General features: G+C 37.3%; 25 protein-coding genes and 1 pseudogene. 19 read left to right on the forward strand and 7 right to left on the reverse strand.

Annotated elements, in window-relative coordinates; genetic code table 11:
* Positions 1-15: 15 nt before the first annotated feature.
* The 3 genes from R4Z09_RS13340 to R4Z09_RS13350 all read left to right on the forward strand — a co-directional run bounded on the left by R4Z09_RS13340 (position 16) and on the right by R4Z09_RS13350 (position 2,225).
* Positions 16-420 carry a nuclear transport factor 2 family protein gene (locus tag R4Z09_RS13340; protein ID WP_338452750.1) on the forward strand — a complete coding sequence of 135 codons (405 nt, stop codon included), beginning with the start codon at positions 16-18 and terminating at the stop codon, positions 418-420.
* Positions 421-583: 163 nt separating this feature from the next.
* The gene (locus tag R4Z09_RS13345; protein ID WP_338452751.1) at positions 584-1,753 is read left to right on the forward strand and encodes a thiolase C-terminal domain-containing protein; all 1,170 of its coding nucleotides are present in this window, start codon (positions 584-586) and stop codon (positions 1,751-1,753) included.
* 55 nt (positions 1,754-1,808) lie between these two features.
* Positions 1,809-2,225 carry a Zn-ribbon domain-containing OB-fold protein gene (locus R4Z09_RS13350; protein WP_338452752.1) on the forward strand — a complete coding sequence of 139 codons (417 nt, stop codon included), beginning with the start codon at positions 1,809-1,811 and terminating at the stop codon, positions 2,223-2,225.
* 109 nt (positions 2,226-2,334) lie between these two features.
* Here the strand turns inward: R4Z09_RS13350 and R4Z09_RS13355 are convergent.
* Positions 2,335-2,715: pseudogene (locus R4Z09_RS13355) on the reverse strand (IS3 family transposase); the annotation flags it as partial.
* A gap of 545 nt (positions 2,716-3,260) precedes the next feature.
* Between R4Z09_RS13355 and R4Z09_RS13360 the strand changes: the two are divergent.
* The 4 genes from R4Z09_RS13360 to R4Z09_RS13375 all read left to right on the forward strand — a co-directional run bounded on the left by R4Z09_RS13360 (position 3,261) and on the right by R4Z09_RS13375 (position 5,349).
* Entirely contained in the window at positions 3,261-3,446 is a 186-nt protein-coding gene (locus tag R4Z09_RS13360; RefSeq protein WP_338452753.1) for a hypothetical protein, read from the forward strand.
* A gap of 341 nt (positions 3,447-3,787) precedes the next feature.
* Complete coding sequence (locus R4Z09_RS13365) at positions 3,788-3,967, forward strand: aspartyl-phosphate phosphatase Spo0E family protein (protein WP_338452754.1); 180 nt, start codon at positions 3,788-3,790, stop codon at positions 3,965-3,967.
* A 499-nt stretch (positions 3,968-4,466) separates the two neighbouring features.
* Positions 4,467-4,940, forward strand: a complete 474-nt coding sequence (locus tag R4Z09_RS13370) for a hypothetical protein (RefSeq protein WP_338452755.1) — start codon at positions 4,467-4,469, stop codon at positions 4,938-4,940.
* A gap of 283 nt (positions 4,941-5,223) precedes the next feature.
* On the forward strand, positions 5,224-5,349 hold the full coding sequence (locus tag R4Z09_RS13375) for a hypothetical protein (protein ID WP_338452756.1): 126 nt from the start codon (positions 5,224-5,226) through the stop codon (positions 5,347-5,349).
* A gap of 20 nt (positions 5,350-5,369) precedes the next feature.
* Here the strand turns inward: R4Z09_RS13375 and R4Z09_RS13380 are convergent, their stop codons facing one another.
* Complete coding sequence (locus tag R4Z09_RS13380) at positions 5,370-5,813, reverse strand: GNAT family N-acetyltransferase (protein WP_338452757.1); 444 nt, start codon at positions 5,811-5,813, stop codon at positions 5,370-5,372.
* A gap of 277 nt (positions 5,814-6,090) precedes the next feature.
* On the opposite strand from R4Z09_RS13380, the gene R4Z09_RS13385 reads away from it, so the two are divergent.
* The gene (locus R4Z09_RS13385; RefSeq protein ID WP_338452758.1) at positions 6,091-7,065 is read left to right on the forward strand and encodes a nitronate monooxygenase family protein; all 975 of its coding nucleotides are present in this window, start codon (positions 6,091-6,093) and stop codon (positions 7,063-7,065) included.
* 131 nt (positions 7,066-7,196) lie between these two features.
* Here the strand turns inward: R4Z09_RS13385 and R4Z09_RS13390 are convergent, their stop codons facing one another.
* Complete coding sequence (locus R4Z09_RS13390; protein ID WP_338452759.1) at positions 7,197-7,748, reverse strand: recombinase family protein; 552 nt, start codon at positions 7,746-7,748, stop codon at positions 7,197-7,199.
* 179 nt (positions 7,749-7,927) lie between these two features.
* On the opposite strand from R4Z09_RS13390, the gene R4Z09_RS13395 reads away from it, so the two are divergent.
* Entirely contained in the window at positions 7,928-9,406 is a 1,479-nt protein-coding gene (locus R4Z09_RS13395) for a SulP family inorganic anion transporter (protein WP_338452760.1), read from the forward strand.
* 35 nt (positions 9,407-9,441) lie between these two features.
* On the opposite strand, the gene R4Z09_RS13400 is transcribed toward R4Z09_RS13395, so the two are convergent.
* From R4Z09_RS13400 to R4Z09_RS13410, 3 genes are all read right to left on the reverse strand, one after another.
* Positions 9,442-9,588, reverse strand: a complete 147-nt coding sequence (locus R4Z09_RS13400; RefSeq protein ID WP_338452761.1) for a hypothetical protein — start codon at positions 9,586-9,588, stop codon at positions 9,442-9,444.
* 110 nt (positions 9,589-9,698) lie between these two features.
* Complete coding sequence (locus tag R4Z09_RS13405; RefSeq protein WP_338452762.1) at positions 9,699-9,839, reverse strand: DNA-binding anti-repressor SinI; 141 nt, start codon at positions 9,837-9,839, stop codon at positions 9,699-9,701.
* Between the two features lie 43 nt (positions 9,840-9,882).
* Entirely contained in the window at positions 9,883-10,197 is a 315-nt protein-coding gene (locus R4Z09_RS13410; protein WP_422392271.1) for a GNAT family N-acetyltransferase, read from the reverse strand.
* A 559-nt stretch (positions 10,198-10,756) separates the two neighbouring features.
* Here R4Z09_RS13410 and R4Z09_RS13415 point away from each other — a divergent pair.
* Entirely contained in the window at positions 10,757-11,233 is a 477-nt protein-coding gene (locus R4Z09_RS13415) for a hypothetical protein (protein ID WP_338452763.1), read from the forward strand.
* A 572-nt stretch (positions 11,234-11,805) separates the two neighbouring features.
* Here R4Z09_RS13415 and dapF read toward each other — a convergent pair.
* Complete coding sequence (gene dapF, locus R4Z09_RS13420; RefSeq protein ID WP_338452764.1) at positions 11,806-12,672, reverse strand: diaminopimelate epimerase; 867 nt, start codon at positions 12,670-12,672, stop codon at positions 11,806-11,808.
* 258 nt (positions 12,673-12,930) lie between these two features.
* Here dapF and R4Z09_RS13425 point away from each other — a divergent pair, with 258 nt between their 5' ends.
* The 9 genes from R4Z09_RS13425 (at position 12,931) to R4Z09_RS13465 (ending at position 24,852) form a co-directional block, all read left to right on the forward strand.
* On the forward strand, positions 12,931-14,268 hold the full coding sequence (locus tag R4Z09_RS13425; RefSeq protein WP_338452765.1) for a DUF5050 domain-containing protein: 1,338 nt from the start codon (positions 12,931-12,933) through the stop codon (positions 14,266-14,268).
* Positions 14,269-15,206: 938 nt separating this feature from the next.
* The gene (locus tag R4Z09_RS13430; protein WP_338452766.1) at positions 15,207-17,717 is read left to right on the forward strand and encodes a PAS domain S-box protein; all 2,511 of its coding nucleotides are present in this window, start codon (positions 15,207-15,209) and stop codon (positions 17,715-17,717) included.
* Positions 17,698-18,345, forward strand: coding sequence for a response regulator transcription factor (locus R4Z09_RS13435; protein ID WP_338452767.1), 648 nt, complete (start codon positions 17,698-17,700; stop codon positions 18,343-18,345). Before R4Z09_RS13430 ends, R4Z09_RS13435 begins: the two co-directional genes overlap by 20 nt.
* A 156-nt stretch (positions 18,346-18,501) precedes the next feature.
* Positions 18,502-18,891, forward strand: a complete 390-nt coding sequence (locus R4Z09_RS13440) for a DUF6010 family protein (protein WP_338452768.1) — start codon at positions 18,502-18,504, stop codon at positions 18,889-18,891.
* A gap of 20 nt (positions 18,892-18,911) precedes the next feature.
* A complete protein-coding gene (locus R4Z09_RS13445) occupies positions 18,912-19,427 on the forward strand; it encodes a hypothetical protein (protein WP_338452769.1) in 516 nt (171 codons plus the stop codon).
* Positions 19,428-19,691: 264 nt separating this feature from the next.
* Positions 19,692-22,028, forward strand: a complete 2,337-nt coding sequence (gene helD, locus R4Z09_RS13450) for an RNA polymerase recycling motor HelD (RefSeq protein WP_338452770.1) — start codon at positions 19,692-19,694, stop codon at positions 22,026-22,028.
* A 219-nt stretch (positions 22,029-22,247) separates the two neighbouring features.
* Entirely contained in the window at positions 22,248-23,753 is a 1,506-nt protein-coding gene (locus R4Z09_RS13455) for a DHA2 family efflux MFS transporter permease subunit (RefSeq protein WP_338452771.1), read from the forward strand.
* A 285-nt stretch (positions 23,754-24,038) separates the two neighbouring features.
* Complete coding sequence (locus R4Z09_RS13460) at positions 24,039-24,434, forward strand: VOC family protein (RefSeq protein ID WP_338452772.1); 396 nt, start codon at positions 24,039-24,041, stop codon at positions 24,432-24,434.
* Between the two features lie 43 nt (positions 24,435-24,477).
* Positions 24,478-24,852, forward strand: a complete 375-nt coding sequence (locus tag R4Z09_RS13465; protein WP_338452773.1) for a nuclear transport factor 2 family protein — start codon at positions 24,478-24,480, stop codon at positions 24,850-24,852.
* Positions 24,853-25,070: the final 218 nt, after the last annotated feature.

The raw sequence follows: 25,070 nt of genomic DNA on the forward strand, positions 1-25,070 counted from the left end.
AAGGAGCGAATAATAATGGGTAAAATAGAAGAAGCAAACAAACAATTAATCAGAGATTTTATGGAAACATTTTCTACAGGGAATATTGATGCCTTTATGGAGTATATGTCTGATTCAGCAACTTGGTGGGTTGCGGGGACGATTGAGGGAATTTCAGGGGAAAAAGGGATGCAGGCGTTTAGAGAAATGAATTCAGGAATAGCTGATACGACCAAAACGGGCGCCATTCGCTTAACTCCTCTAGCTATTACAGCAGAAGGAAACCGTGTTGCTGTAGAGACAGAGTCCTATGCAGAATTAAATAATGGACGAGTATATAATAATATTTATCACTTCCTATTCGTTGTGGAAGAAGGGAAGATTCAGAAAGTAAAAGAATATCTAGATACTGAACATACGCGAGAAGTTTTCCTAGGTTAATGAAGGCATATTGGAAATCAACATGTAAAGTAAAATAAGATTAATAGAATGAATACGAGCAGGGTGAGTGTAATAGGCACTTACCCTTTGTCTTGAGAGATCGCTATTTTTCACCTTAGTTAGGAGAAATTTAATCCTATAAAAAATAGGGGGAGGGAATAAAATGGATTCATTACGTGGAAAAGTAGCCATTGTTGGCGCAGCAGACACAAAAGTAGGCATTGTCCCTCACATGAGCGCGACACAGCTTTGTGTCGACGCAGGACTCCGTGCAATAAAAGACGCTGGTATGAGCAAAGGTCAGATTGATGGTCTGATCACTTGTAATTCTTTTGCGGAACCTTACCTATATCATGCTGAGGCAATTGCTGAATACATGCAAATTTTTCCGCGCGTTTGTCTGAGTGTGAATACAGGGGGAGGAACGACTTTTTCTGTACTTTACCATGCAGCCTCAGCTATTTTATCAGGAATGTGTGAGACTGTGTTGGTCACAATGGCTGACAGCTTGAAAAGTGGATTATCTCCTGAACAGGCAATGAGTATGCAAGTGTCTGCCGGCCATGCTCAGTTCGAATTACCGTATGGCCCATCCGTACCAGCGCTTTATGCTCTGATTGCCAAAGCTCATATGGAGAAATACGGAACAACAGAAGAACAGTTTGCCGCGATTTCTGTTGCATGTCGCAAACACGCAAGTCTGAATCCAGCCGCTCAGATGAGGAAGCCAATCACGGTCGAAGATGTGGTGAATTCAAGGATGATTGCCGATCCATTGCATCTTTTGGATTGCTCATTAATCTCAGATGGGGGATCCGCCGTTATTCTTACTTCTGCCGAACGGGCACAGGATTTTCCAAATCAGCCAGTTTATATACTGGGTGTTGGTGAAGGCCATAGTCATGAGCATATTAGCCAGGCCCGTAGTCTTACCACTTCAGCAGCTGTTGAAGCCGGAAAACGGGCCTTTGAAATGGCGGGGCTAGGACCAGAAGAGATGGATTTTGCCCAGTTGTACGATTGTTTTACGCCTACAGTCCTGATTGAATTAGAAGATCTCGGTTTTTGTAAAAAAGGAGAAGGTGGATCCTTCGTTGAAAATGGAGCCATCGAACTAGGAGGGAAACTACCTGTGAACACCCATGGTGGCTTACTATCCCATTGTCATCCCGGTAATCCAGGTTCGATGTTTGCCTTGACTGAAAGTGTTCTTCAACTTCGTCAACAGGCTGGGGACCGCCAAGTTCCGGGGGCGGAGGTGGGTCTTGTTCATGGACAGGGCGGGATCATGTCTAGTCACACGACACTCATCCTGGGTAGAGACCGAAACTAAAGGACAAGAAATTCTCGAATAATAAGAGATTACGAACCATGCGAGGTGATTACTTATGATGGATCATTCAAGTAAGATTTTCCCCCGTCCAACGATAGAAACAGCTAGATATTGGGAAGGATGTCATAACCATGAATTGCTTATTCAGAAATGTAAAGATTGTGGCCATTATCAATTCTATCCAAGAATCATGTGTACAGATTGCTCTAGTGATCGTGTGGGGTGGATGCCTGCATCAGGAAGAGGAAAAATCAAAAGTTTTACGATTATGCACCGTGCGATTACAAAAGCTTATCTTGCCGAAGCACCGTATGTCATTGCTTTAATAGAGCTTGAAGAAGGCCCAACTATGATGAGTAATGTGGTTCAATGTGAACTTAAAAGCGTTGAAATAGGGATGGAGGTTGAAGTCATTTTTGAGGATTGGTCTGAGGAAATTTCCATTCCTAAATTTAAACCAGTATCTCTGTAGGAATTTGAATGTTTTAAATATTTTCATCTTATATAACAATATTTCAAAACATACGTAAGTTTCATTTATATACCCATTTAGGAGGAAAGTAGCAGGTATTTAAACATTTAGTGAAACACTTCTCATTAGGCTTCGTTGCCTGGAAGTCACGTTCTAATATATTTGGCGCAGTTTTACCTATAGATCCTCGAAATGACCGATACTTTTTCATCTATACTAAACATTTTAAACCCATGTCATTCATTAAGCGCGAACTGTCTTATGATTTAGGAAAATACCTCGATTGCGTAATTTTAAAGTGATACGACGATAATCATAGCGACCTTCATTTTTATCAAAAATCTGTTGGATGATTTCTTTTTCTTCGTTTTATTTCTCTGGGCGATTCATTTGTTTTTCCCAGTAATAATACGTACTACGTTTCATACCTGCTACCTTAATGTGATCAATGCTTAAATTCATGTCTTAATTCATAAATTATTTTTGCTTTTTCTCGGTTTATAATCTTTCCTTTTCTTGAATTAAGTTTCTTTTACAAGATGTTCCAAGGGAGATTTATAAAAAGAAAAATGAAGAAATATCCATAATAACAGGAATATCAAAAAAGGATGATTCAACGCGTTCGTTGACGGGACGAGACATTTAGAGGAACTCCAACTTTCACGGTATTATCTGTATCAGGCTGGGAAAAGGGAGCTGAGATAACAAAGGCATACATTGATACGGAATGGGTGATTAAATTAATGATAGAGTAAATGAAAGAACTCTTAATAAGAATATTTATGTTGTTCGCGAAAGAGATAATCAATTACATTATGTAGAACCATATGTTGATCGGTTCGATCCAAAGTCTGTCAAGCTTTGTTTAGCTGGTCTATTTGATTTTGATAGACCTACACTCGCAATATCACAAAAGATGTCAAATCTAAATTAGGAAATCCTTTAACGGAACGGATAACGATTAAATTCCGTACTAATCCGCCTGAATACGATGTGAGAAAGTCGTTCGAACAGGATGGTGTACAATTTGATATTATGTTAGACCAGACGGATGAAAAGGTATTGGTAAAAGTAACAGCAACCAATATCAGCAGTAAAGCTATACCATATGTTGGCTTTAATGGATGTGATCCTGGAGTTTCCGCCCAATTATATTCTGACACTGAGGATGGTCCAGTTAAAGTTGGAAGTCAATGGAGTACTGGAACCCCCTTGTATTGATAACATTACACAGTATAATCTTGAGCCAGGAGAATCCATTGAAGTTGTACACGTGTTATATCCGCCCAAGCAGCTTATGAGCTTTTAAATAATTGCTCCAAAATCTGTCTCTAAAATGTAAAAAGGGCACTTATCCTTATTCTAGGATCGCACCTTTTATGGAATAACTAAAATATGGCCTTTGTCCTGAAATCACATAAATTTTATTCAACTAAAAGTGAAACTGTTCACAACCTTTTTATTGTACATAGCCTATAACAATTATATTTTTAATACATAGCAGCTATGCATTATCGACATACTGGATAATGTTTAGAATTTTACCTGTAGTTGGTGCTAAAATGAATGAGAAACTTATTAAAGAGAAAAAACTTTGGAATAAAATCAACCTACTTCGAGAAGAAATGGTTCGAACTGCTTCAAATAAGAATTTAGATTTTCTTGATAAAGAAGTTTTATCGTTGAGTCAAGCTTTAAACAAACTTTTAAACGAATATGAAAATTTATTGCACGGAAAATAGTGAAATTATGGTTCTGGTGCAAACTTCGAATTTGGTCAAAATATAAACAAAAATATAATGTTAATTCCCAACATCTAAGTCTTATATCCCATAAATATTCGCAATAAATTTTTCATTCCAAATAAAAATTGCTCGAGGAGTGAGTAATATTCATGTTGGGTTAGCTGTCTAAGTCTTTTTACACCAGAACCTTTGAAACCTCGCTACACATAAAAAAAACACCATCCTTTCCATCATATTACAGAAAGAATAGTGTTTTTTTCGTTTTGGGGATAACGATTAACATAAGCTTGATGGGCATGTGGTAGTACCCCGAAAGAAGAAATCAACGTTTCTTCGAGGGTTGAATTTTTCCTACAATACGAACGTCCAGGCCTTGAGCGCTTTTCCTAAGGATAAATGATCTGGCTTTTTTTGGGGTAATGATGAACATTTTGATTTTTAACAAATAAGTTATTTAATAGTAGTTAAAAAAACCTTATCAAAAGGGGAAGCAACAGTGGAATATAAAAAGGGAGAGAAAGGTTTTATATTGGAATTCAATGAAGCAGAGGAAATGAACTTTGAAAGTTTCGTAGATACCTTAAAAAAACACGATGAATTCAGCAATCTATCATCAAACAGTGAATTCTTAGCTTTGATACTAAATGAAGGCGTTGCCTCATTACAACATAAAATAAACACCTTTAACGAAGATCCCGATGAATTAGAAGACCTTTCGTTACATAGTCCTCTGCAGGAGCTTTTAGCGTCAATTGTAAATGAAAGCTTGACTGAATTAAAGTACACCCTAACAAAGGAAAATGGATTCTCATCCCTTGATGAACTCTTAATCTTAATGCCGGATACTAATACCCTCTACCATGAAACAAACCAACCCATACAGAAAAACGAGCATCCTTCAGCTTTGGATGATTCCTTCCCTTCAAGGCTGAATCATGATACCGAAGTATCACCCAAAAATACAGATTGATTAATCAACTTTATTGAAATAAAAAAGTTGATTTTTAGGATGGGAAATCGGCTTTTTAGGGGTATGGAAACGATTCACAGATTGAGGGGCCACTATGGGGTAAATATCCATTTAGAAATTTTGATATGTCTATTTGAGATGTTTTAAATCCCTAAAAATCAATGGATTGCTACCTTATCATAGGGTTACCCTATTGATAAAATATGGACTGATCGGTTTTTACTGTTCAGTCTGAATAAGATAACTAACTAAATAATAGTCTTAATGTTTGGAGGGGAAAAAGGTGCTAGTAATAAGCGATAAAGATATAAAAGGGGAAGATTATCGTTCGTTAATTGAATTAGCCTCGAAGAAATGTGATAGGCAAATACCAACAGTGTCTGTGACTGTTCGTATGGCTTCTTTTTGAATAATTTAATCCAACAATTATTAAGTTAAACTTAATTCATAATGATAAAATTGTGAATCCTGTATATAGCCATTTTTTTCATATAGTCTTTGAGCAGAATAATTATCTGGTGCTGTACTCAGACTAATACTTTTAGCCCCTGTTTCAATAGCAAAAGCTTTTGCTTTATGTAAGAGCATTTCACCGATTCCTTGTTTTCTGGCTTCTGCAGCTACATACAAGTCGTTTAATATCCACGCACTTTTCATAGATATCGATGAGAAAGTAGGATAAAGTTGAGTAAATCCGATATACTTTTGTTTGTATTTAACAATATATATCACAGAATCCTTACTTTCTAAACGTTCTTTAATGTAATTCTTCGCACCCTCTAAATCTGATGTTTGCTGATAAAACTCCCGGTATAAATTAAATAAATGGGATACTCCTTCTAAATCCTCAATTGTAGCTTGATGGACTTCCATTTGTATGACCTCCCATTGAATCAAATCTTTCATAATCACTATAACAATCTTAACATACAAATACAGTTATTTTATATATTCTGCAATATGAGATAAAATAAGGTATTTTTTCAAGTTTAATAGATTGAATATTCATATAAATGATGATTTAATCTGATTATATTGAAAATAAAATGAACATGAGTAATGGTTTAGTATCAAGACGTGTCATATTAGAATCATGTTCTACTAACTAGGAAAGGCGATACATGCCTATAAATGAATGGAGGAACCATAAATGTCAAGAATCCCATCAATCCTTCAGAATTTGCGTCTACCAGTAATTGGAGCACCATTATTTATCATTAGTAATCCTAAATTAGTGATCGAGCAATGTAAGGCAGGGATTGTTGGATCCATGCCTGCATTGAATGCCAGACCCGCAAGCCTTCTTGATGAATGGCTGGCAGAAATAACAGAAGACCTCGCAGATTATAACGCAAAAAATCCAGATCGTCCCGCTGCACCATTTGCTATCAATCAAATTGTACATAAGTCAAATGAGCGGTTGGAACACGACATGGAATTGTGTGTAAAGTATAAAGTTCCTATTATTATTTCTTCCTTAGGTGCCCGCAAAGAACTATTTGACAACGCACATGGCTACGGGGGAATGGTTCTGCATGACATCATTAATAACACGTTCGCACACAAGGCAATAGACAAAGGGGCAGATGGCCTGATTGCCGTTGCGGCAGGTGCTGGCGGTCATGCTGGTACGAAGAGTCCCTTTGCGTTGGTTCAAGAGATCCGCCAATGGTTCGATGGTCCACTTGCTTTGTCTGGAACGATTGCTACGGGTGCTTCTGTCCTCGCCGCCCAAGCGATGGGAGCTGATTTTGCCTATATTGGCTCTCCTTTTATTGCAACCCATGAAGCACGTGCGGCTGAAGAATATAAACAAGCAATCGTTGATAGTACATCCGATGATATTGTTTATAGCAGTCTTTTCACTGGTGTACATGGGAATTATCTAAAACCATCTATTCGAGCAGCGGGATTGGATCCGGACAATCTACCTGAAGGTGATCCAGCTGTAATGAATTTTGGAGATAATGCCATTAAGCCATGGAAGGATATTTGGGGAAGCGGACAGGGCATTGGTGTGATAAAAGAAGTGACAAGTGCTAGAGAATATGTTGATAAGCTATACAATGAATATATGGATGCAAGGGATAGTCTAATCCGACGGACTGAAGGAAGAAGAACTTGAATCTGGAGCAGTACAGTGGTTTTAACAAGTACTGAAAATAAGAAAATGCGGGAACGATTCTGATGTTTCGCAGAGTAGTGAAATGCTGGATCCGTCCCTGCGTACTATAATATCTGTTATAAGTTGTCATATTACATCATTTCACTTTCAAGATATCGATATAAAGTAGATTTACTTATCCCTGTTTGTTGTTTAATTTCTGCTAGACTGTATTTTTTACTTTGATACATCGTAATCGCCTGTTTTACATTCTCATCAGGTTTTCTTGGTCTTCCAGTAGAGACTCCCTTTTGTTTGGCTTCATACATGCCCTGTTTTGTTTTTTCACTGATCACATCACTTTGAAAGACGAGCAGATGTTTGACAATGTCATGGAATTGATATCCATCTGGACCGCTTGTATCAATGCCCTCAGTTAGGGATTGGAGGTAGGCATCCTTTTGATCAATGGTCTCTAATAATTCAAGTAAATGTTGGGTTGAATCAGCTAAAGCAAAGAGTTTTGTAATAATGATTTTGTCACCAGGGTTGAGGTGATTGAACATATCCTTGAGATGTGTTCTTTTTTTTGCTGATGCATGTTCTTCTGTGATAATGATGTCACAATTCATCCTATTCAACTTTAGCAATTGCTCTTCACAATCGGGATCCTCATGATAAGGCCTCATATATCCTACTAACATAAAATACTCCTTTAATCTTTAAGACATTTCTTCTATCGTACCATAATTTATATTGGTAAAAAAGATTCAAAATGGTTCCTTTTTGGGAACATAAATGATAGACTTTTACTATTGTAATCGAACCTGACTTTTAAGAGAGTGAAAGTCAAATATATATTGAATATGAGGTGTATGCAAGAGTGAGTAACAAATTAAAAACAGAATGGTTTTCCAATGTGAGGGCAGATATTCTTGCCGGAATTGTTGTCGCATTGGCTTTAATACCAGAGGCCATTGGCTTTTCTATTATAGCTGGTGTGGATCCAATGGTTGGTTTATATGCATCCTTTTGTATGGCTGTCGTGATTGCATTTGTCGGGGGACGCCCGGGAATGATTTCAGCTGCAACAGGCGCGATGGCATTAGTACTCGCAGGCTTAGTAAAAGATCATGGGATTCAATATATGCTGGCAGCAACTATTTTAACAGGAATCATTCAAATTTTGCTAGGAGTTTTACGTATCGGGAAATTAATAAAATTTATTCCTCGTTCGGTTATGGTAGGTTTTGTCAACTCTTTAGCGATCTTAATTTTTTCAGCACAATTACCTTCGTTTTCAGGTGAATCTTGGCCAATGTATGCTATGGTAGCCGGGGGATTAGCCATCATTTATCTTTTTCCTAAAATAACAAAAGCGATCCCATCACCACTTGTTGCGATAATTGTGATTAGTATAATAGCCATTTATACCGGTAGTGGTGTAAAAACAATCGGGGATATGGGAAGTATTTCAAATACATTGCCGAATTTTCTCTTTCCGGATGTTCCATTTAATTTAGAAACATTTCGTATTATTTTCCCATATGCACTGTCATTGGCACTAGTCGGTTTAATTGAGTCTTTACTAACGGCGCAAATTGTTGATGATATGACAGATACAACGAGTAATAAAAATGTAGAATGCAGAGGGCAGGGAATGGCTAACATTGTCAATGGATTCTTCGGTGGTATGGCAGGATGTGCGATGATTGGACAATCTGTTATTAATACGAAATCCGGCGGGCGCGGCCGTCTTTCTACGTTTGTTGCTGGTGTCTTTTTAATGTTCCTAATAATTGTGTTAAATAAAGTCGTCGTTCAAATTCCTTTAGCAGCTCTTGTAGCTGTTATGATCATGGTATCGATCAGTACATTTGATTGGGGTTCTTTAACACGATTGCACAAGCTTCCAAAAACAGATGCAGTCGTGATGGTTGCCACAGTTGTAGTGGTCGTACTGACAGATAACTTGGCCATTGGTGTGATTCTCGGTATTGTTTTAAGTGCGCTATTTTTCACTTCCAAAATTTCAAAAGTGAAAGTGAACGAAACAGCGAACGCTGCACTGCAAAAAGTAGAATACAAGGTAGAAGGTCAGTTGTTTTTTGCTTCTGTAACTGATTTTGTTTCTTCCTTCAACTTCAAACAAGAGAATGTAACAATGGTTGATATCGATTTGTCTCGTGCGAATATATCGGATGAATCAGGTGTAACAGCGATTGATAAGGTGGTCCTGAAATTCCATCAAAATGGGATTCAAGCCCATATCACTGGCTTAAACGAGTCAAGTGCCACGTTACTTGATCGTGTTGCTGTGTTTAATAAACAGGGTGGGTTAGACCAAAATACAGGTCATTAATGAACATTTCCCTTCGTTTTGAAGGGGAATGTTTTTTATATAAGTGATTGCCATACTATAATAGCAAATCCGACCAATACGACGGAATAGTTGAATAGTGCATGATTTTCCTGTTCTTTCAGCTGATCTCCTGTTAACTTTTCAAAAGCTTGCATACGTAATTTTGTTTGATGAAGATACAAAATATTATACCTCCTTTACATATGAACAAAAACTTGAAAGCGTTTTCTTTAGTATACACGATGATCAATTCCAATGGAATATGGTTAACAGAATGGTCACAGGATTATCGTTATTTCTCTTTATTTTCTTTTTCTATTTTTTTATATTCTAAAAATGCTTTAAATTCAGTTTTAGATAGGTTAGATTCCATTAAATCTTCAACTAGTTGGAGCCATTCGTTATCTAACTCTTTTAATTGTTTATTTTCCATCATAACCTCCACGACATATTTTAAATGAGAGATGATCTTTACACTAGCTTCTAATAGGTAAAGATACATTAATATAGCAATCATCACAAAAAGCTTCTGTATGTTCATTGGGAATGAAAGGAGTATCTGGATAAAGTTCTTTTAGGGCATTAATCATCCTTTTGCCAACTCCTTTACCACGATGGGAAGGGTTGACTGCAATATGCTGTATTTGGATTAGGCGTTTATCTAAAAATAAAATCCCGATTATTCCAATGATGTCTTTATCTTCTTTCCAAAGAAAGAGTTGGTGGCTGTGTTCGGTTTCATATTGATGTATAGTCATCTGGAGTTTTTGAAGATCTTTTTCATTCGGCATAAATGATAGAAACCCATGGCTATTTTATTAAACATTTTTTTATAACGAGTCAACATATTATTCTACTCCTTCATTCACATGAAATGGATTGATGCAGTTAATTGTTTTAGAGTATTATGAATATCGTAATAATGGTATAATCGCTTATTATTCTCCTGAGTTCATTTCTATACTTTATTTAATGTATCATACATAGAACCTTCCATTTTTACATTTTGATTTAAATCAGATTAAAAATTAATTGCAAAATTGTTTCGAATTACACTAAAAGTAAAATGTGCAATAGTAAAAAAACAGCGAAAAACCCGTTGCCTTTTTTACTGCAGTTTTAAACTATCTGGCAGGATATAGACATTTTCATCCTTACTTCGAATGTGACAGGCAAACATTTCATATAAATCAAATAAATGGAACTTAAGCCTATGTCAATCATTTGGACTTTATAACATTAATTAATTCCAACTTTAGAAAAGAATAAAACCAGTGACGATTCATCAGTACAACGCACCTGCTGCAAGGAAATGTAGGCGAGATACGTTTAAAACAGGAGGGGCTGCGTATGAAATTGACAATTGAGTATATACCACTTAATAAAATCAAACCTGATTTATCACTGAAAATCACCAAGCACATGAAGAAACTTCAAAGATTAATGTGGGATTGCATGATGTATGTTTTAGTTGTGAAAAAAAACCGGAAGGATGGCAGCTATATCCTTGTTAGCGGACAAGAACGTTTCGAAACCCTTAAAAAACATACTAAACATATTTATGCGCCATGTATCGTTGATAAAAGTGATGCATCCGGAATGATATCGTGGATTTATCGTTTACGAAAGAAACAGCCCCTTGATGACTTTCCTTTAATACCAACCAGCTGGTCGATCGTTCGATCCTTTATGAAACAAGAGCCTCGTTTTCAACATCTATCCCGATCCGAACAAATAAGAGTGCTGCGTCTAGCGGCACGCTACAAGAAAACTGTGATTTTTACTATGAAAAAGACAGTTGATGATATTCTTAGAAGTAACGAGTAATTCATTCCATTACAACAAAATCAATAGCTATTATTAAAAAAATTTTCATTCCACACAGTCCCAAGAGTAATGAATATATACTTAAAGTGTTTCGTTCCGTGGAAAATCATTAAATAAAAAATGATGAAGCGAACAAGGGGAGCTATTATTAGTCGAATTAGAAGATTTAAATCCCTATCTTTCCTTATTAGAAATATCTGAAGAAACACGTCAGAACTTTGTAGAAGCAATGAAAAATCATTACAAAAAGCTCTTCAGATTTAAATTTTTTCTGTTCTTATAAAGAGATTAGAGCGAGTTAGGGAAAAGAGAAGATTGTGAAGATTTCTACTTAAACTATAGGGGGCTTTCCTTGAAGAACCGGCTGCTACAAAAATGGCAGCCTTTTGTTATTGAGCTAACGGACCAATTTAGTCCAATAAGATATACATAAAAACCTAGCTTTTTAGGCTAGGTTTTAGCGGTATCCACAGTTTTTCGAAAATAGATATATAGTTTGTGGATAGCATATTATATTTTCTTATAACTTTTAGTTTGTAAAATAAGAAAATTTCTTCATAAGTGAGTTAACATTATTTATTTAAATCTTCAATAAGTTCATCACTTAAAGTTCCTGCCGCTATTTGTCTAACTTCTCCAGTCATTTTCACATTCCAATTATCTTCTATTTCTATTAATAATTCTCCGCCAGGCATTTTAATTTTAACTTCATTGTCAACTAAATTTCTTTTCCTTAAAACAGAGGCTACTGCACATGATGAGGTCCCTGATGCTAATGTAAAACCAGCACCTCTTTCCCATATTAATATTTCCGCTTCACTTCTTGATAAAACTTTTGCAAATTGTACATTTATTCTATTTGGAAAGTAATTATTAGTTTCTATAAGATGACCGTATTGCTTTATTTCATCAATATTTAGTTCTTTCTTTAAAATAACACAATGAGGATTTCCCACAGAAACACAATTAATTTCATATTCTTTATCTTGAATATTCAGTTTTTCCCCTATTACTTCGGTTTTAGTGAATCTGGTTGGAATTTCTTTCGAATGAAAATTTGCTTTTCCCATTTCAACTGAAATTATTTTGGCTTTTCCATTTGAAATCTCAATAATTTTTGCTTTTACAATTCCACCTTTTGTTTCAACAGAAAACTCTTTATTATAGGTAAAACCATAATCGTAAATATACTTACAAAATATTCTTAATCCGTTACCACTTTTTTCTGCCTCAGAACCATCTGGATTAAAAATTCTTAATCCAAAATCTGCTTTATTTGATGGAACTTTTAATAAAATTCCATCGGAACCTATTCCAAAATTAACATTACATATTCTTTGAATTGCCTTTTGTGTTAATTTAAAATTTGTCTTTTCCTCATTAAAAACTAAATACTCATTCCCTAAAGCATGCGTTTTTACAAAATAATTTTCGTTCATTTTTTCTCCTTGCTTTTCCTTAGTAAAAATTGTACTTCTAATTATTATATAGTATCCTTCTATGAAATTATAAAAAAGTACTAACTTTTAACGATCGTGAAGGGATGTACTTAAACTATAGGGGGCTTGAGTTGAACAAGGGGGTGCAGCGGCATCTCCTTTTATTATTGAGCTAACGGATGTAAAATCCATTAGGTACTTTTTCTTTTACAGAATAATACGATAAATAATGTAATCTGTCAGAAGGAGGGTGTAATAATGAACAGAAACCTTAATCTTAGTTATGTCGTTCAACCAGGTGATAATTTATATTCAATAGCAATAAAGTTCAATACTTCTGTGGAAAGTATTGTTTTCGTAAATCATCTCGTAAGTCCGATCATATATATTGGCCAAATGCTACTGATTCCCGAACCAGCTTCAAAAAAGGGAATTGAAGTTAGGCAATTACAATACAAACCTGTTACAGCGTACACAGCAGATAGACCCATTTTCGTTAGTGGTGTAGATATTAATACTGGGCTATATCCTGTATTAAATTTTCAACCTGAAGGTGCAACCTACCCTTATATTTATGTTCCAATTGCAGAGTTTAGCAGGGTAGGGGCCAAGGTTGTATGGGATGAGGCAAATCAGGTAATAAGGGTTACTTCTGATTATGATGAATTGAAAAATAGAGTCAATGTCCTAAACCAGGAGAATCAATATTTATTATCACTTACTGAAGTTTTGTCTATGGAAGGGCTTGGGAATACAGCAGGTAATATATTGAACAGTGGCATTGTTGGTACGGAAAATGAATGGCTTTATTATAATAAACGGCAAGGTACAGCGTTGTACGGAACATTATCTAAAATTAAAACAGATTTAACAATGGATACACCATTAATGGCAAATGATGATCCAACCTATATTAATGTTTTAAATGGATGGGTTTATTATCGAAATGGCAGGGATAATGGGAAGCTATATAAAATAAAAATTGATGGTGCAGAAAGAACAAAATTAACTGATGATAGTTCTACCGATATTATGGTTAAAGATAATTCGATTTACTATTCAAATCAGTCGGACGGTGCTAAATTATATAAATTAAACGTAGATGGAACAGGAAGGATTAAATTAAATGAAGATCAATCCTCCGCCATTAACCTAATCGGTAATTGGATTTATTACCAAAATGTATCAGATGGCCAAAAACCATACAAAGTAAAAATTGACGGAACCGAAAGAACAAAACTAAATGATACAAGTGCCTACAATATTCAAATACATGGCTATTGGATTTATTTCAGAAATCCAATAGATGAAAATAGAATTTATAAGATGACTTTGGATGGATCAAACAAAATCAAATTAAGCGATGTTCCTACTTCAAACCTCAACGTGTCCAATGGTTGGATATACTATACCACTGTAGATGTACCTGGCGGTGATCTCTACAAAATAAAGCTTGATGGAACAGGTAAAACTTTTTTAAATGAACATTTTGTAACGAACATAAACATTTTCGACGATTGGATTTATTACACAAGAACAGAGAAAATGGTATATCGAATAAAAACAGATGGGACACAAAAGCAAACTCTGTATTAGTGCTGACCCTCCTAAAAATCTAATTAACAAATTATCGTAAGATGTTGTTTAACGAACGGGTGCTTTAGTATTTAGGAGAGAAAATTAAAAGGATGACAAAATTAGAACTATACTCAAAACTTGCGGTAGACCTTTTGTATATTATTCAACTGATATTGTGTATTGGGTGGATAATTTGCACACGAAAAAGAAAAAGGGTGTATTGTATTATTCGGAAAATTTATTCCCTTATTATTGTTGTTAATTATCTTGTTGCAATTTATTTTCGCTTTTTTTACTAATAAAAAAGATGTTGTTATTCAATTAACGAGCGCTTTTCTTTAATTAAAGGGCGTCTTTTTGTAATGCCTAAACACATTCAAGAAATTAGATCTTGTTAGGGAAAAGAGAAGATTGTGAAGATTTCTACTTAAACTATAGGGTAGCTTTAGTTAAAGAAGATCAGGAATTTATAACAAAGAAAACCCGTCATTTTGGTGCGGGTTTTGCTTTTTTTATATGCCATTTACGATGCCAAAAGGACTGCCATTTCGGTGAATATTTTTTAGAAAAGCACCTCGAAACGAATCCCATTAGTATATTTCTAAGCCGTTCTATTTTGAGGTACCCGCCGCAGATATAAAAAAAGTAAAAAAACAACTATAAAAGCAGTGTATTTCACGATTGAAATTGCACTGCTTTTTAATATTAATATAGGTGAAATTTATTAATATTAAACCATATAAAAAGAAGTTAATTGAGGTGAGTGATAGCGGATATTTGAGTTTGAAGTTGTCCGTTATTGAAGTGACATTCCAGAGGGAGATAACATCTGGTCGCGCTTATGGGTCATAAGAATTGCGGAGATTCCACATATATTTGCGTGATGAGAGGAGGAACTCCGATTATAATAGATTAACAGGATAAAACATGGAAAGAATTTCCGAAAGGAGTATTCAATGAATCAAATCAAAGATATTATTGCAAGTGCCAGGCAGATACTACAAAACATGCCTGACCCAATGTATATCATCAGTCCTGATAATCAAATATTGTGGATGAACGATACATTTAAAAACCAATTCGGTTCTGACGTTCATCATTGGAGCAGTGCACTAGAACAACTGATCTTTTCAAACAAGGAAGATCTTGTCCATACAATTGTACATCGTAATGATGGATTTACTATGGAAGTACAGCGGAAGCTTGTCCCAATTATTAACGATGGGGGAGCTGTTATGGCTTATACAAGTATCTTAAAAGAGTATCAAAAATCCAAAGATGAACAATATGCTATGTTTAACATTGTCGCGGATAACACTTCCGATGTTATTGTTCTGGTAGATAATAGAGAAATGTTTCGGTACGTATCGCCATCCATTGTAAGATTACTAGGATGTACAAGTGAAAAGTATGTAGGCACAAATGCTTTTGAGCACATTCATCCGGAAGATATTGATTTTGTAAAAAAAGCTCATTATCAAGCGGTTCAAACGAAGACCCCCATAAATTTAGAATACCGGCTGGTCCATGAGAATGGCTCAACCGTTTACGTTGAGACCAGTGTAAAACCGGTTTTGGACAGTTTAGGGAATTTAAACTATATCGTTGGTGTTGTTCGCGATATCACTACTCGGAAACAAACAGAACAACTGCTCGAAAATATTTTGGAAAGTGTCAATGCCGCTGTTTGGTCGACCGATAAAGATTTTACCTACTATAACTATTGTTCAGAAAGTATTGAAAAGATATCTGGAATTCCAAGAAACAAAATGATAAATAATCCGATCAGACTCCACGAGCATATTCACCCTGAGGATAATGCTATGATGATAGGTGAAATGAAACCGCTTTTGGATAAGGGGATTCCAGCGAACAAAATGGTCCGCTACATTCATCATGAAAATCAAACGAAATGGGTTAATTTGCTGGTCCAGCCATATCAGAATCATGAAGGAAAAGTGGAACGGCTTGATGGCATGCTATTGGATATTACTGAGAAAAAGCAAGCGGAGCTAGCATTAGAAGAAAGCGAACAGAGATATAAATCTTTATTTGAATATAATCTGGATGGGGTGTTTTCCATTGATTTATATGGGAATTTTGTCGATGCGAACCAGACATTTGAACAAATAACCGGCATCCAAATGGAAAGTCTAACCGATCGTTGTTTTATTGGATTAATTTATGATGAAGACCATATTTCGGTTTATCATGTATTGTCTGAAGTGATGCAACGGAAGGAACCGCGGGATGTCGAATGCCGAATTTCCCGTGCTGCCAATGGGGTTCAGAGAATTGTCAGTATTACTTTTGTTCCTATTCTGCTTTCTGGTGAATTAAACGGGGTCCATGGCATTGTCAAAGATATTACCGAACGAAAACAGGAAGAAAAGGAACTCATTCTGAGTGAAGAACGATACAAAACACTTCAGCAAAGTATAAACCGATTTTCAAACGACCTTGTAAACGTCATGAAAGTCTCCGAATTGGAAAATCGACTAATTGATGAGGTAAAGAATGTTTTACCTGTTTCTTATGTATCGATTGAAGAAATTACGAGAGCTCAGGAGTCTTTTCTTGAAAACAGCGGTGAAGCGTGGATGAAAATTGCAGAAAAAGAACAGCTGGTCTATTTAAGAATTACCTTCCAAAAGCCCTTATTAAAAGTGGAACAAGAATGGCTGGAAACCGCCGTTCATTATGTTTCGCTTCTATATGATAATCTTCAGCTCATTGAAGATTTAATGCAACGTGTAGAAAAGATGGTATCTGACAACCAAACGCCAAAATGGATGTTAAGACTGTTGTTTAGATTGTCAGAGAAGGAACGAGCATCCCTGTCCAGTGATTTACATGACTCTGTATTGCAGGATTTAATTATTTGGTATCGTAAACTGGAGTCTCTTCGATCTTCTTCGCCTTTCAGTACTGAAACAAAAGAGGAATTAATTCAAATTGAAGAGGGACTGCTGGATGCTGTCTATCAAATTCGCATTACATGTAATGAACTCCGCCCTCCGTTTTTGTTAAAAATGGGCCTAGTTGAATCGTTGAAAAGCTTGTTCTCCTATGCTCGGATGTTCTCTAACTACGAGATTGAGTTTCAGTCTGAGGATTTACAACATCCGCTCAATGAGGACCAAATTCTCGGGTTGTATCGGATTGTTCAAGAATTACTTAATAATGCCAACAAACATTCTAAGGCTGAGAAAGTGACGATGAGTTTATCCTGCCATAAAGAACATTTTCATTTTTCGTACATGGATGATGGAGTTGGTGTCGATTTATCGACCTTAAAAGAAGGAACGTTCAAACATATGGGGATTGCTGGTATTGAAAATCGTGTTCTCAGCTTGGATGGTGAGGTGGAGTTGTATTCCGCACCGCAGGAAGGGCTGCAGATGGGTATTTATATTCCGTATTCGAAAAAACAAAAAGGTGATTACTATGGAAATATTGTTGGTTGATGATCATAGGGCAGTCGTCGAAGGAACGAAAATGTTAATTGAAGCAGAACCTGACATGAGTGTCACCGTGGAAACAGATGTCTTTGTTGTCACGGATTTGGTTCGGTTAAAGCAGTTTGATGTGATTATGTTTGATTTATATATGCCAAATATAAACGGAGCAGATTTGGCCCGAAAGGTACTGGAAGTGGTTCCGGATGCGATTATTCTTATCTACTCTGGATTTGATATCGCTCCGCATTTTAATTTTTTGATGGAATCTGGTGTCTCTGGTTTTATTACCAAAACATCGACACGGGAGCAATTGATTCAGGCCATCCGTTGTGCGGCCAGAAAAGAAGCAATCGTCCCAATGCAGCTCTTAAAGCAGCTCAGACGTCAAGAAATTGTCGTACAAGGAGATAAGGAAAATGAAAAAACGACAATTGGCAAAAAGGAAGAAAAGCTGCTCCGGGAATTAGCGAAAGGGCATAGCAACAAGGAGATTTCTAAGACACTATTAATCAGTCAACGTTCATTGGAATACAGTTTGACAGAGCTGTTTCAAAAACTTAATGTGAATTCCCGAGTGGAGGCAATTAAAAAAGCAAAGCTCCTGGGAATACTACCGACAGAGGATTTATACTAAGGAGAGGCCGGAGATACCGGCCTTTTATTTTTCAAAAATAATCAGCTGAGTGACATACGCGCAAAAGATTGCAGGGTAGCAATCGATGTTTGCGGTTGGCAGAGTCTTCTTCCGTCATATGATTATAGTAACCTGATTAATGGAAGGGGATTTCTCATGAAAACAAATGTTAAAAGTATAGTGGCAGGGATCTTACTGTCGTTATTGGTTATCCGATTTTTTTACTCGTTTGCATTCCCGGTTTCTTATCAATTATTTACACTTTTTCTTACCTATACTGCTTGTGTTTATCCCGGGGCTGCATTATCAGACTCTCGGGTGAAATGGATTTCTATCGAAACCTTCGTATCGCTGGTTATTTTTCATCTAGCTTTTTTGGGATTGGTATATTCCCCAATCTGGGTGGCATTGGGCTTTTTGCTTCACGGAATTTGGGATATGCTGCACCATCCGAAAATAGTGAAAACAAGCGTTGTCAAATGGTTTCCCCCGCTGTGTGCGGTGTATGACGTTATTCTCGCCATTTTTATTATCAGATTTTATTAAGATAGGGGGATGAAAAAAAGATGAATAAAGTATTGCTGCAATGGGCATTATTCTCCTTTATGTTCGGTCTTGCGCTTTCGCTGCCATTGGCGGCTATTCACTATCAAAAAAACTCGTCATTCAAAGGGATATTTACGAACTATCGAAAACTAAAATCAGCGCATTTGGATTACTTCATGCAGGCGTTAAGTGCAGCATTTGTTTATTTAATAGGTTTTGCTGCCCATATTGAGTTTGCAGCGTATATCCTGATTCCGTTTATTTTTGGTGTGATTTTAAATCCGACAATTTTGTTATTAGAAGCAACACCGTATATTCGGTCGGGTTGGATAAGATTCATTTACCGATGTTTGCGGGCAACCAGCCCTGCTTCCCTTCTGTTTGCTTGGCTAGCGATTGCCTTTTTATTCTTGCCAACCTATATGACAATCATATTATTAGCTGTGATACTAATCAGTGGAATCGGTATCCTTACTTTTCTTATCAAGCGAAGGAGTCGTAATGAAGTCGGTGTAAAGATTACTGAGATCGAATAGCAGTAAGGAGATCTTAACTTTGGGTCAACAGAACCGTCCTTATGTAACTTAAAAAGAGTAGTATTTACGTTGAAAACGTAAACTACTACTCTTTTTTCATAGATTTAAGTTCATAACATTGAAATAAATAAGATCTTGTGGTAAATTTATATAGATATGCATTGATTAATTAAAATTTTATATATTTTTCCCTATCTTAATTATACAATGTAGTCAAACCAAGAGTCAACCCTTTTATAAAATTTTTTTAAGGAGTTGTTTACTATGAGTCCAGAACATCAGCAGGAGCAAAAACGAGTAGACAGTGTAATGGGGGCTATTACGGGGGAAATTAACAGGCTGGAAGAAGAAACAGCCAAACGTAAGGACGAAGTGGTTCATATCCGCAAGCACTTTTGGGATGAAGTCAAGGTGAATACAGAAACCTTTGATGATTACCTTGAAACCATTATCGGCTTGAGGCAAGAGGCGCAGGCACTGTCCGTGAACATAAGCTCCCACAAACATGCATCCAAGCGTTTAGCCACGCTGCGCCGAATGCGGGAGAATCCTTATTTTGGCCGGATTGATTTTATAGAAGAAGGGGACTCAACTAAGGAACAAATCTATATTGGTATCTCTTCGCTTAGTGATGCTACTGGAGAAAATTTCCTGATTTACGACTGGAGGGCTCCTATCTCTAGTGTTTACTATGATTTCCAGCCCGGTCTGGCTAAGTATGAAACACCCGGAGGACAGGTTAAAGGGATATTGGTGAAAAAGTGGCAATATCTTATCCGCGACGGCGTTCTTCAATCCATGTTCGATACGAGTCTTACCATTGGAGATGAAATTTTACAGCAAGTTCTGGGCAAAGGGACCGACAAACAGATGCACAATATCGTAGCGACCATTCAACAGGAGCAAAATCGGATCATCCGCCATGACAAAGGGAGGCTGCTTATTGTTCACGGTGCAGCAGGCAGCGGCAAGACATCAGCCGCCCTGCAGCGAATTGCCTATTTGCTCTACAAATATCGAGATCGTCTGAATGCAGATCAAATCATTCTTTTTTCGCCTAATTCCATGTTTAGCAGTTACGTGTCAAATGTGCTTCCAGAACTTGGTGAAGAGAATATGCAGCAGGTAACCTTTCAGGAATACTTGGATCATCGTCTCAGTGAAGAATTCCAGGTTGAAAATCCCTACGAGCAATTGGAATATGTGTTAACAGCTGCGAATAGTCCTTCGTACAAATCAAGGCTTGCGAGTATCCGCTTTAAAGCATCTACTCGGTTTTTTGAGGCAATCCAATCCTATCGAAAGTCACTGGAATTATCAGGAATGCTATTTAAGGATATTCCCTTCAGAGGGAAACCAATCGTTACAGCGCAACAAATAGCGGAAAGGTTTTACAGTCATGACACTTCGCTCCGCTTCCATAATCGACTTGAAAAGTTGAAGGATTGGCTCATGGAAAAAATAGCTGAGGCACAAAGGCTCGAAAGTACAAAGCCATGGGTACAGGAGGAAATCGAGCTGCTTAGCAACGCTGCTTACTATAAGGCGCATGTCTACTTAGCGGAAAAACGAGGCTTTAAAAGAGAATCAATTAAAGACTATGAGATGGAGCCGAAAGCACTAGCCAGATTAATGGTTCACCAAAAATTGAAGCCGTTAAGAAAAAGAGTTCGATCGTTTCGTTTCATCGACTTAAAAGGGATATACAAGCAGCTTTTTGCTGATCCACTAAAGATCAAACAGTGGAGGGAAGGGGAGATACCAGACGATTGGGCGGTGATCTGTCAATCGACGCTGAAAATGCTAGATGAAGATAAACTATTTTATGAGGATGCTACTCCGTTTTTACTTTTGAAAGAGCAGATTCTTGGCTTTCAGACAAACAGCTCCATCAAACACATCGTTGTGGATGAGGCTCAGGATTATTCCCCCTTTCAATTTGAGTTTTTGAAGCGTTTGTTTCCTGCGGCAAGGATGACCGTGCTCGGCGACTTTAATCAGGCTATCTTCGCCCATGCTAATGAAAGAGTTGATTTCGATACACTAACCAACCTATACGGTCCGGATGAAACGGATTTAATCAATCTAGCACGGAGTTATCGATCGACCAAACCGATCATTGAATTTACACGAAGACTTGTCCCTAATGGAGAAAAGATTATTCCTTTTGAACGCAACGGTGCGCAGCCCGAGATGAAACAAGTAATTGATCACGCAGAACTGCACAGCTGTATTGCCGCCAAAGCCACCGAATTGCGAAGTCTAGGGTTTAAAAGTATCGCGATCATATGCAAATCTGCCGAGGAAAGTAAAAGTGCATATGAATCCTTGGGAAGCATCGGTGAATTGAAACTCTTAAAGAGCAGCTCGATTGAATATGAGCAAGGAGTTGTTGTTGTACCGTCCTATCTGTCCAAAGGGATCGAGTTCGATGCCGTCATCATTTATGATGCATCGGAACATGTCTATGGTGATGAAAGCCTGCGTAGAGTTTTCTACACAGCCTGTACCAGAGCAATGCACTATTTGCAGCTATACAGCGTAGGTAAACCGAGTCAATTTTTACAAAACGTATTGCGGGAGGGGTTCATCCACGCCTGAGTTTATTGGACTTTTACTAAAAAACAAACGTTCCTAAACAATTGAGGATTTTTAACATATAAGTGATACCGCCAGAGCAATGCAAGTTAGTTTAGGAAATGGGAAGACTTCATAAGGAAATGAATGCTATTCAAAATAATGAAAATGATAGTGAAGAAAAGAAACATTGTGCAACAACCATGTACTTTTACTTAACATAGAAAGTAGGGGTGATTCTATATGACGGAAGAAACCAATTCTTTTCAAAAAAAACCTCCATATGGTATGATTGCCGTTTTATTTATCGGGGCCTTTGTTGCTATATTGAATGAAACATTGCTGAACGTTGCCCTTCCATCAATTATGAAGGAATTCGATGTGAATGCAACTGCGGTACAATGGCTCTCCACTGGTTATATGCTTATTAACGGTATATTAATACCAGCGAGTGCGTTCTTCATTCAGCGCTTTTCTGATAAAAAGTTATTTATTACAGCCATGTCATTATTTACTTTGGGTACACTCTTAGCTAGTTTTTCGCCTGCATTTGGTGTGTTATTAGGAGCACGAATGATTCAGGCTGCTGGATCCGCGATTATGATGCCGTTATTAATGAATGTCATGCTTACCGCTTTTCCAGTCGAAAAAAGGGGAGCAGCAATGGGAATGTTTGGTCTTGTTATGATTACAGCTCCAGCGATTGGACCGACTCTTTCTGGATGGTTGATTGAGCATTACAGTTGGAGAATGTTATTTGATCTTGTTCTTCCAATTGCCGTAATAACCTTAGTTTTTGCAGCCTTTATATCAAAAGATGTAACACCGCAGCGTGCGATTAAGCTTGATTTACTCTCGCTTGTGTTATCAACTATTGGATTTGGCGGCCTGCTTTACGGCTTTAGTTCTGCAGGTGAAAAAGGATGGGACAGTCCACTCGTGTACGGTACGATTATTATTGGTGCACTTGCTTTAATTGCCTTTATCCTTCGTCAACTTCGGATGGAGGATCCAATGCTTGAGTTTCGTATTTACAAATATCCAATGTTCGCCTTATCATCTGCCATTGCAATCGTTATTGCAGTCGCCATGTTTTCAGCAATGATCTTGATGCCCATCTATGTACAAACGATTCGCGGGATTTCACCAATGGATTCCGGCCTTTTAATGCTTCCTGGCGCTATTGTCATGGGGATTATGTCGCCAATTACAGGGAAACTCTTTGATAAGTATGGAGCAAGAATTTTGGCCGTGATTGGGTTGACCATTACCGTTGTAACAACGTATTACTTTAGCAAAATTAGTATGAATACTGCTTATTCTACCCTTGTTCTGCTGTATACCTTTCGGATGTTTGGGATGTCCATGGTCATGATGCCCGTGATGACAAATGGTTTAAATCAGCTTCCGGCGATTAATAATCCACACGGAACCGCAATGAACAATACATTGCAGCAGGTATCTGGTGCAATTGGTTCCGCGTTGTTGATTACCGTAATGAACCACCGAACAAAAGCAAAAGCAGAGGAATTAGCTGCTGACGCAATGGCAAATATGGGTGCGAGTACTCAACCATCTGCACAGGCTGCAGCTGAAATGCAACAACAAATCATGAATGAAGCGATGTTACATGGGATTAATTTTGCCTTTTTCATTTCTACATTGATTGCAGTTATCGCCCTCATTCTTGCTTTCTTTATAAAAAGAGTCAAACCCAATCATGAATCTAAGTTGTTGTTAAACAGTTAGATTCTGTTAAAGAGTGATGAATATGCTGAACAATCGGGTGATGCCTAACTAAAGCACCACCCGGTTTTTTTAAAAATTTAAAGCCCTTCAACCAAATGACAGAATACTCTTTAGAAGTAGGGGGGGCCTAGGAAATGATAATCAGAGGAAAGGAGAAAGGTTATTTATTCTTTGACAGAACGTATGTTTGCTGTATAATAAAGTAAGGAGATAAGATTGTGGGAAAGGTAGATCTCTGCTTTTTTCACATTGATTGAAATTTACTTTAAAAATTAGGAGGAAATCATGGGGAGATTAGTACATTTCGAAATTCATGTAGATGACATGAATCGGGCTAAAAAGTTTTATGAAGAAGTATTTGGGTGGACTTTTCAAGACTGGAGTGAATATGCAGGTATGCCTTATTTTGGAGCTGTGACTGGCAGTGATAATGAGCCAGGTATTAATGGAGCATTGATGCAGAGGCAAAGTCCTCCCCCAGAACCGAACCAGGCATTGAATGGTTATGCATGTACAATGGGGGTAGAAGATTATGATTCGATTGAAGCAAAAATTCTTGAAAATGGAGGCAAGGTAGCGCTGCCAAAATACGCTCTTCCTGGAATGGCTTGGCAAGGATATTATGTAGATACGGAAGGAAATATCTTCGGCATTCATCAACCAGATGAGAATGCGAAATAAATGAATGGTTGATGTGGACACTTTGAAGAAAGGATGATTTACAATGAGTAATTCTCTAAAAGAGAAGGCTGTGTCGTTTTTGCAACTAGTTGCATCGGGGGAAGTACGCGAAGCATACAGTAGGTACACTGGTCCGGATTTCCGTCATCATAATCCTTTTTTTCGTGGCGATGCTGACTCACTTATGCTCGCAATGGAAGAGAACGCCATCAAGAATCCACACAAAGTCTTTGAGGTAAAACGAGTCATTGGAGAGGGTGATATGGTTGCGGTTCACTCTCATGTAAAGCAAAACCAAGAGGACCTTGGGGGAGCTGTGGTACATATCTTCCGCTTTCAAAACGATCTCATCGTTGAATTATGGGATGTAGGTCAACCGATACCGGAGAATTCTCCCAATGAGAATGGCGTGTTCTGATGTAGGAATTTGCTGTTATGCAACCAAGGGGTAAATTCTAAAAGATGCCAATGTAGATGAATACGGGTGCTAGTGTTGAAGATCAAAGCTGTCGTTTTGGCGGCTTTTTTGGTATTAGGAATTTATAGATTCGTTTCAGTGTGGATAACTTATATAAGTTTTCTGAACCAGCTTCGCCGTACAGGATGTGCAAGTGCAGGTGTTGCCATATGAGTTTT

Source organism: Niallia oryzisoli (assembly GCF_036670025.1).
Lineage (GTDB): Bacteria > Bacillota > Bacilli > Bacillales > Cytobacillaceae > Bacillus_BD > Bacillus_BD oryzisoli.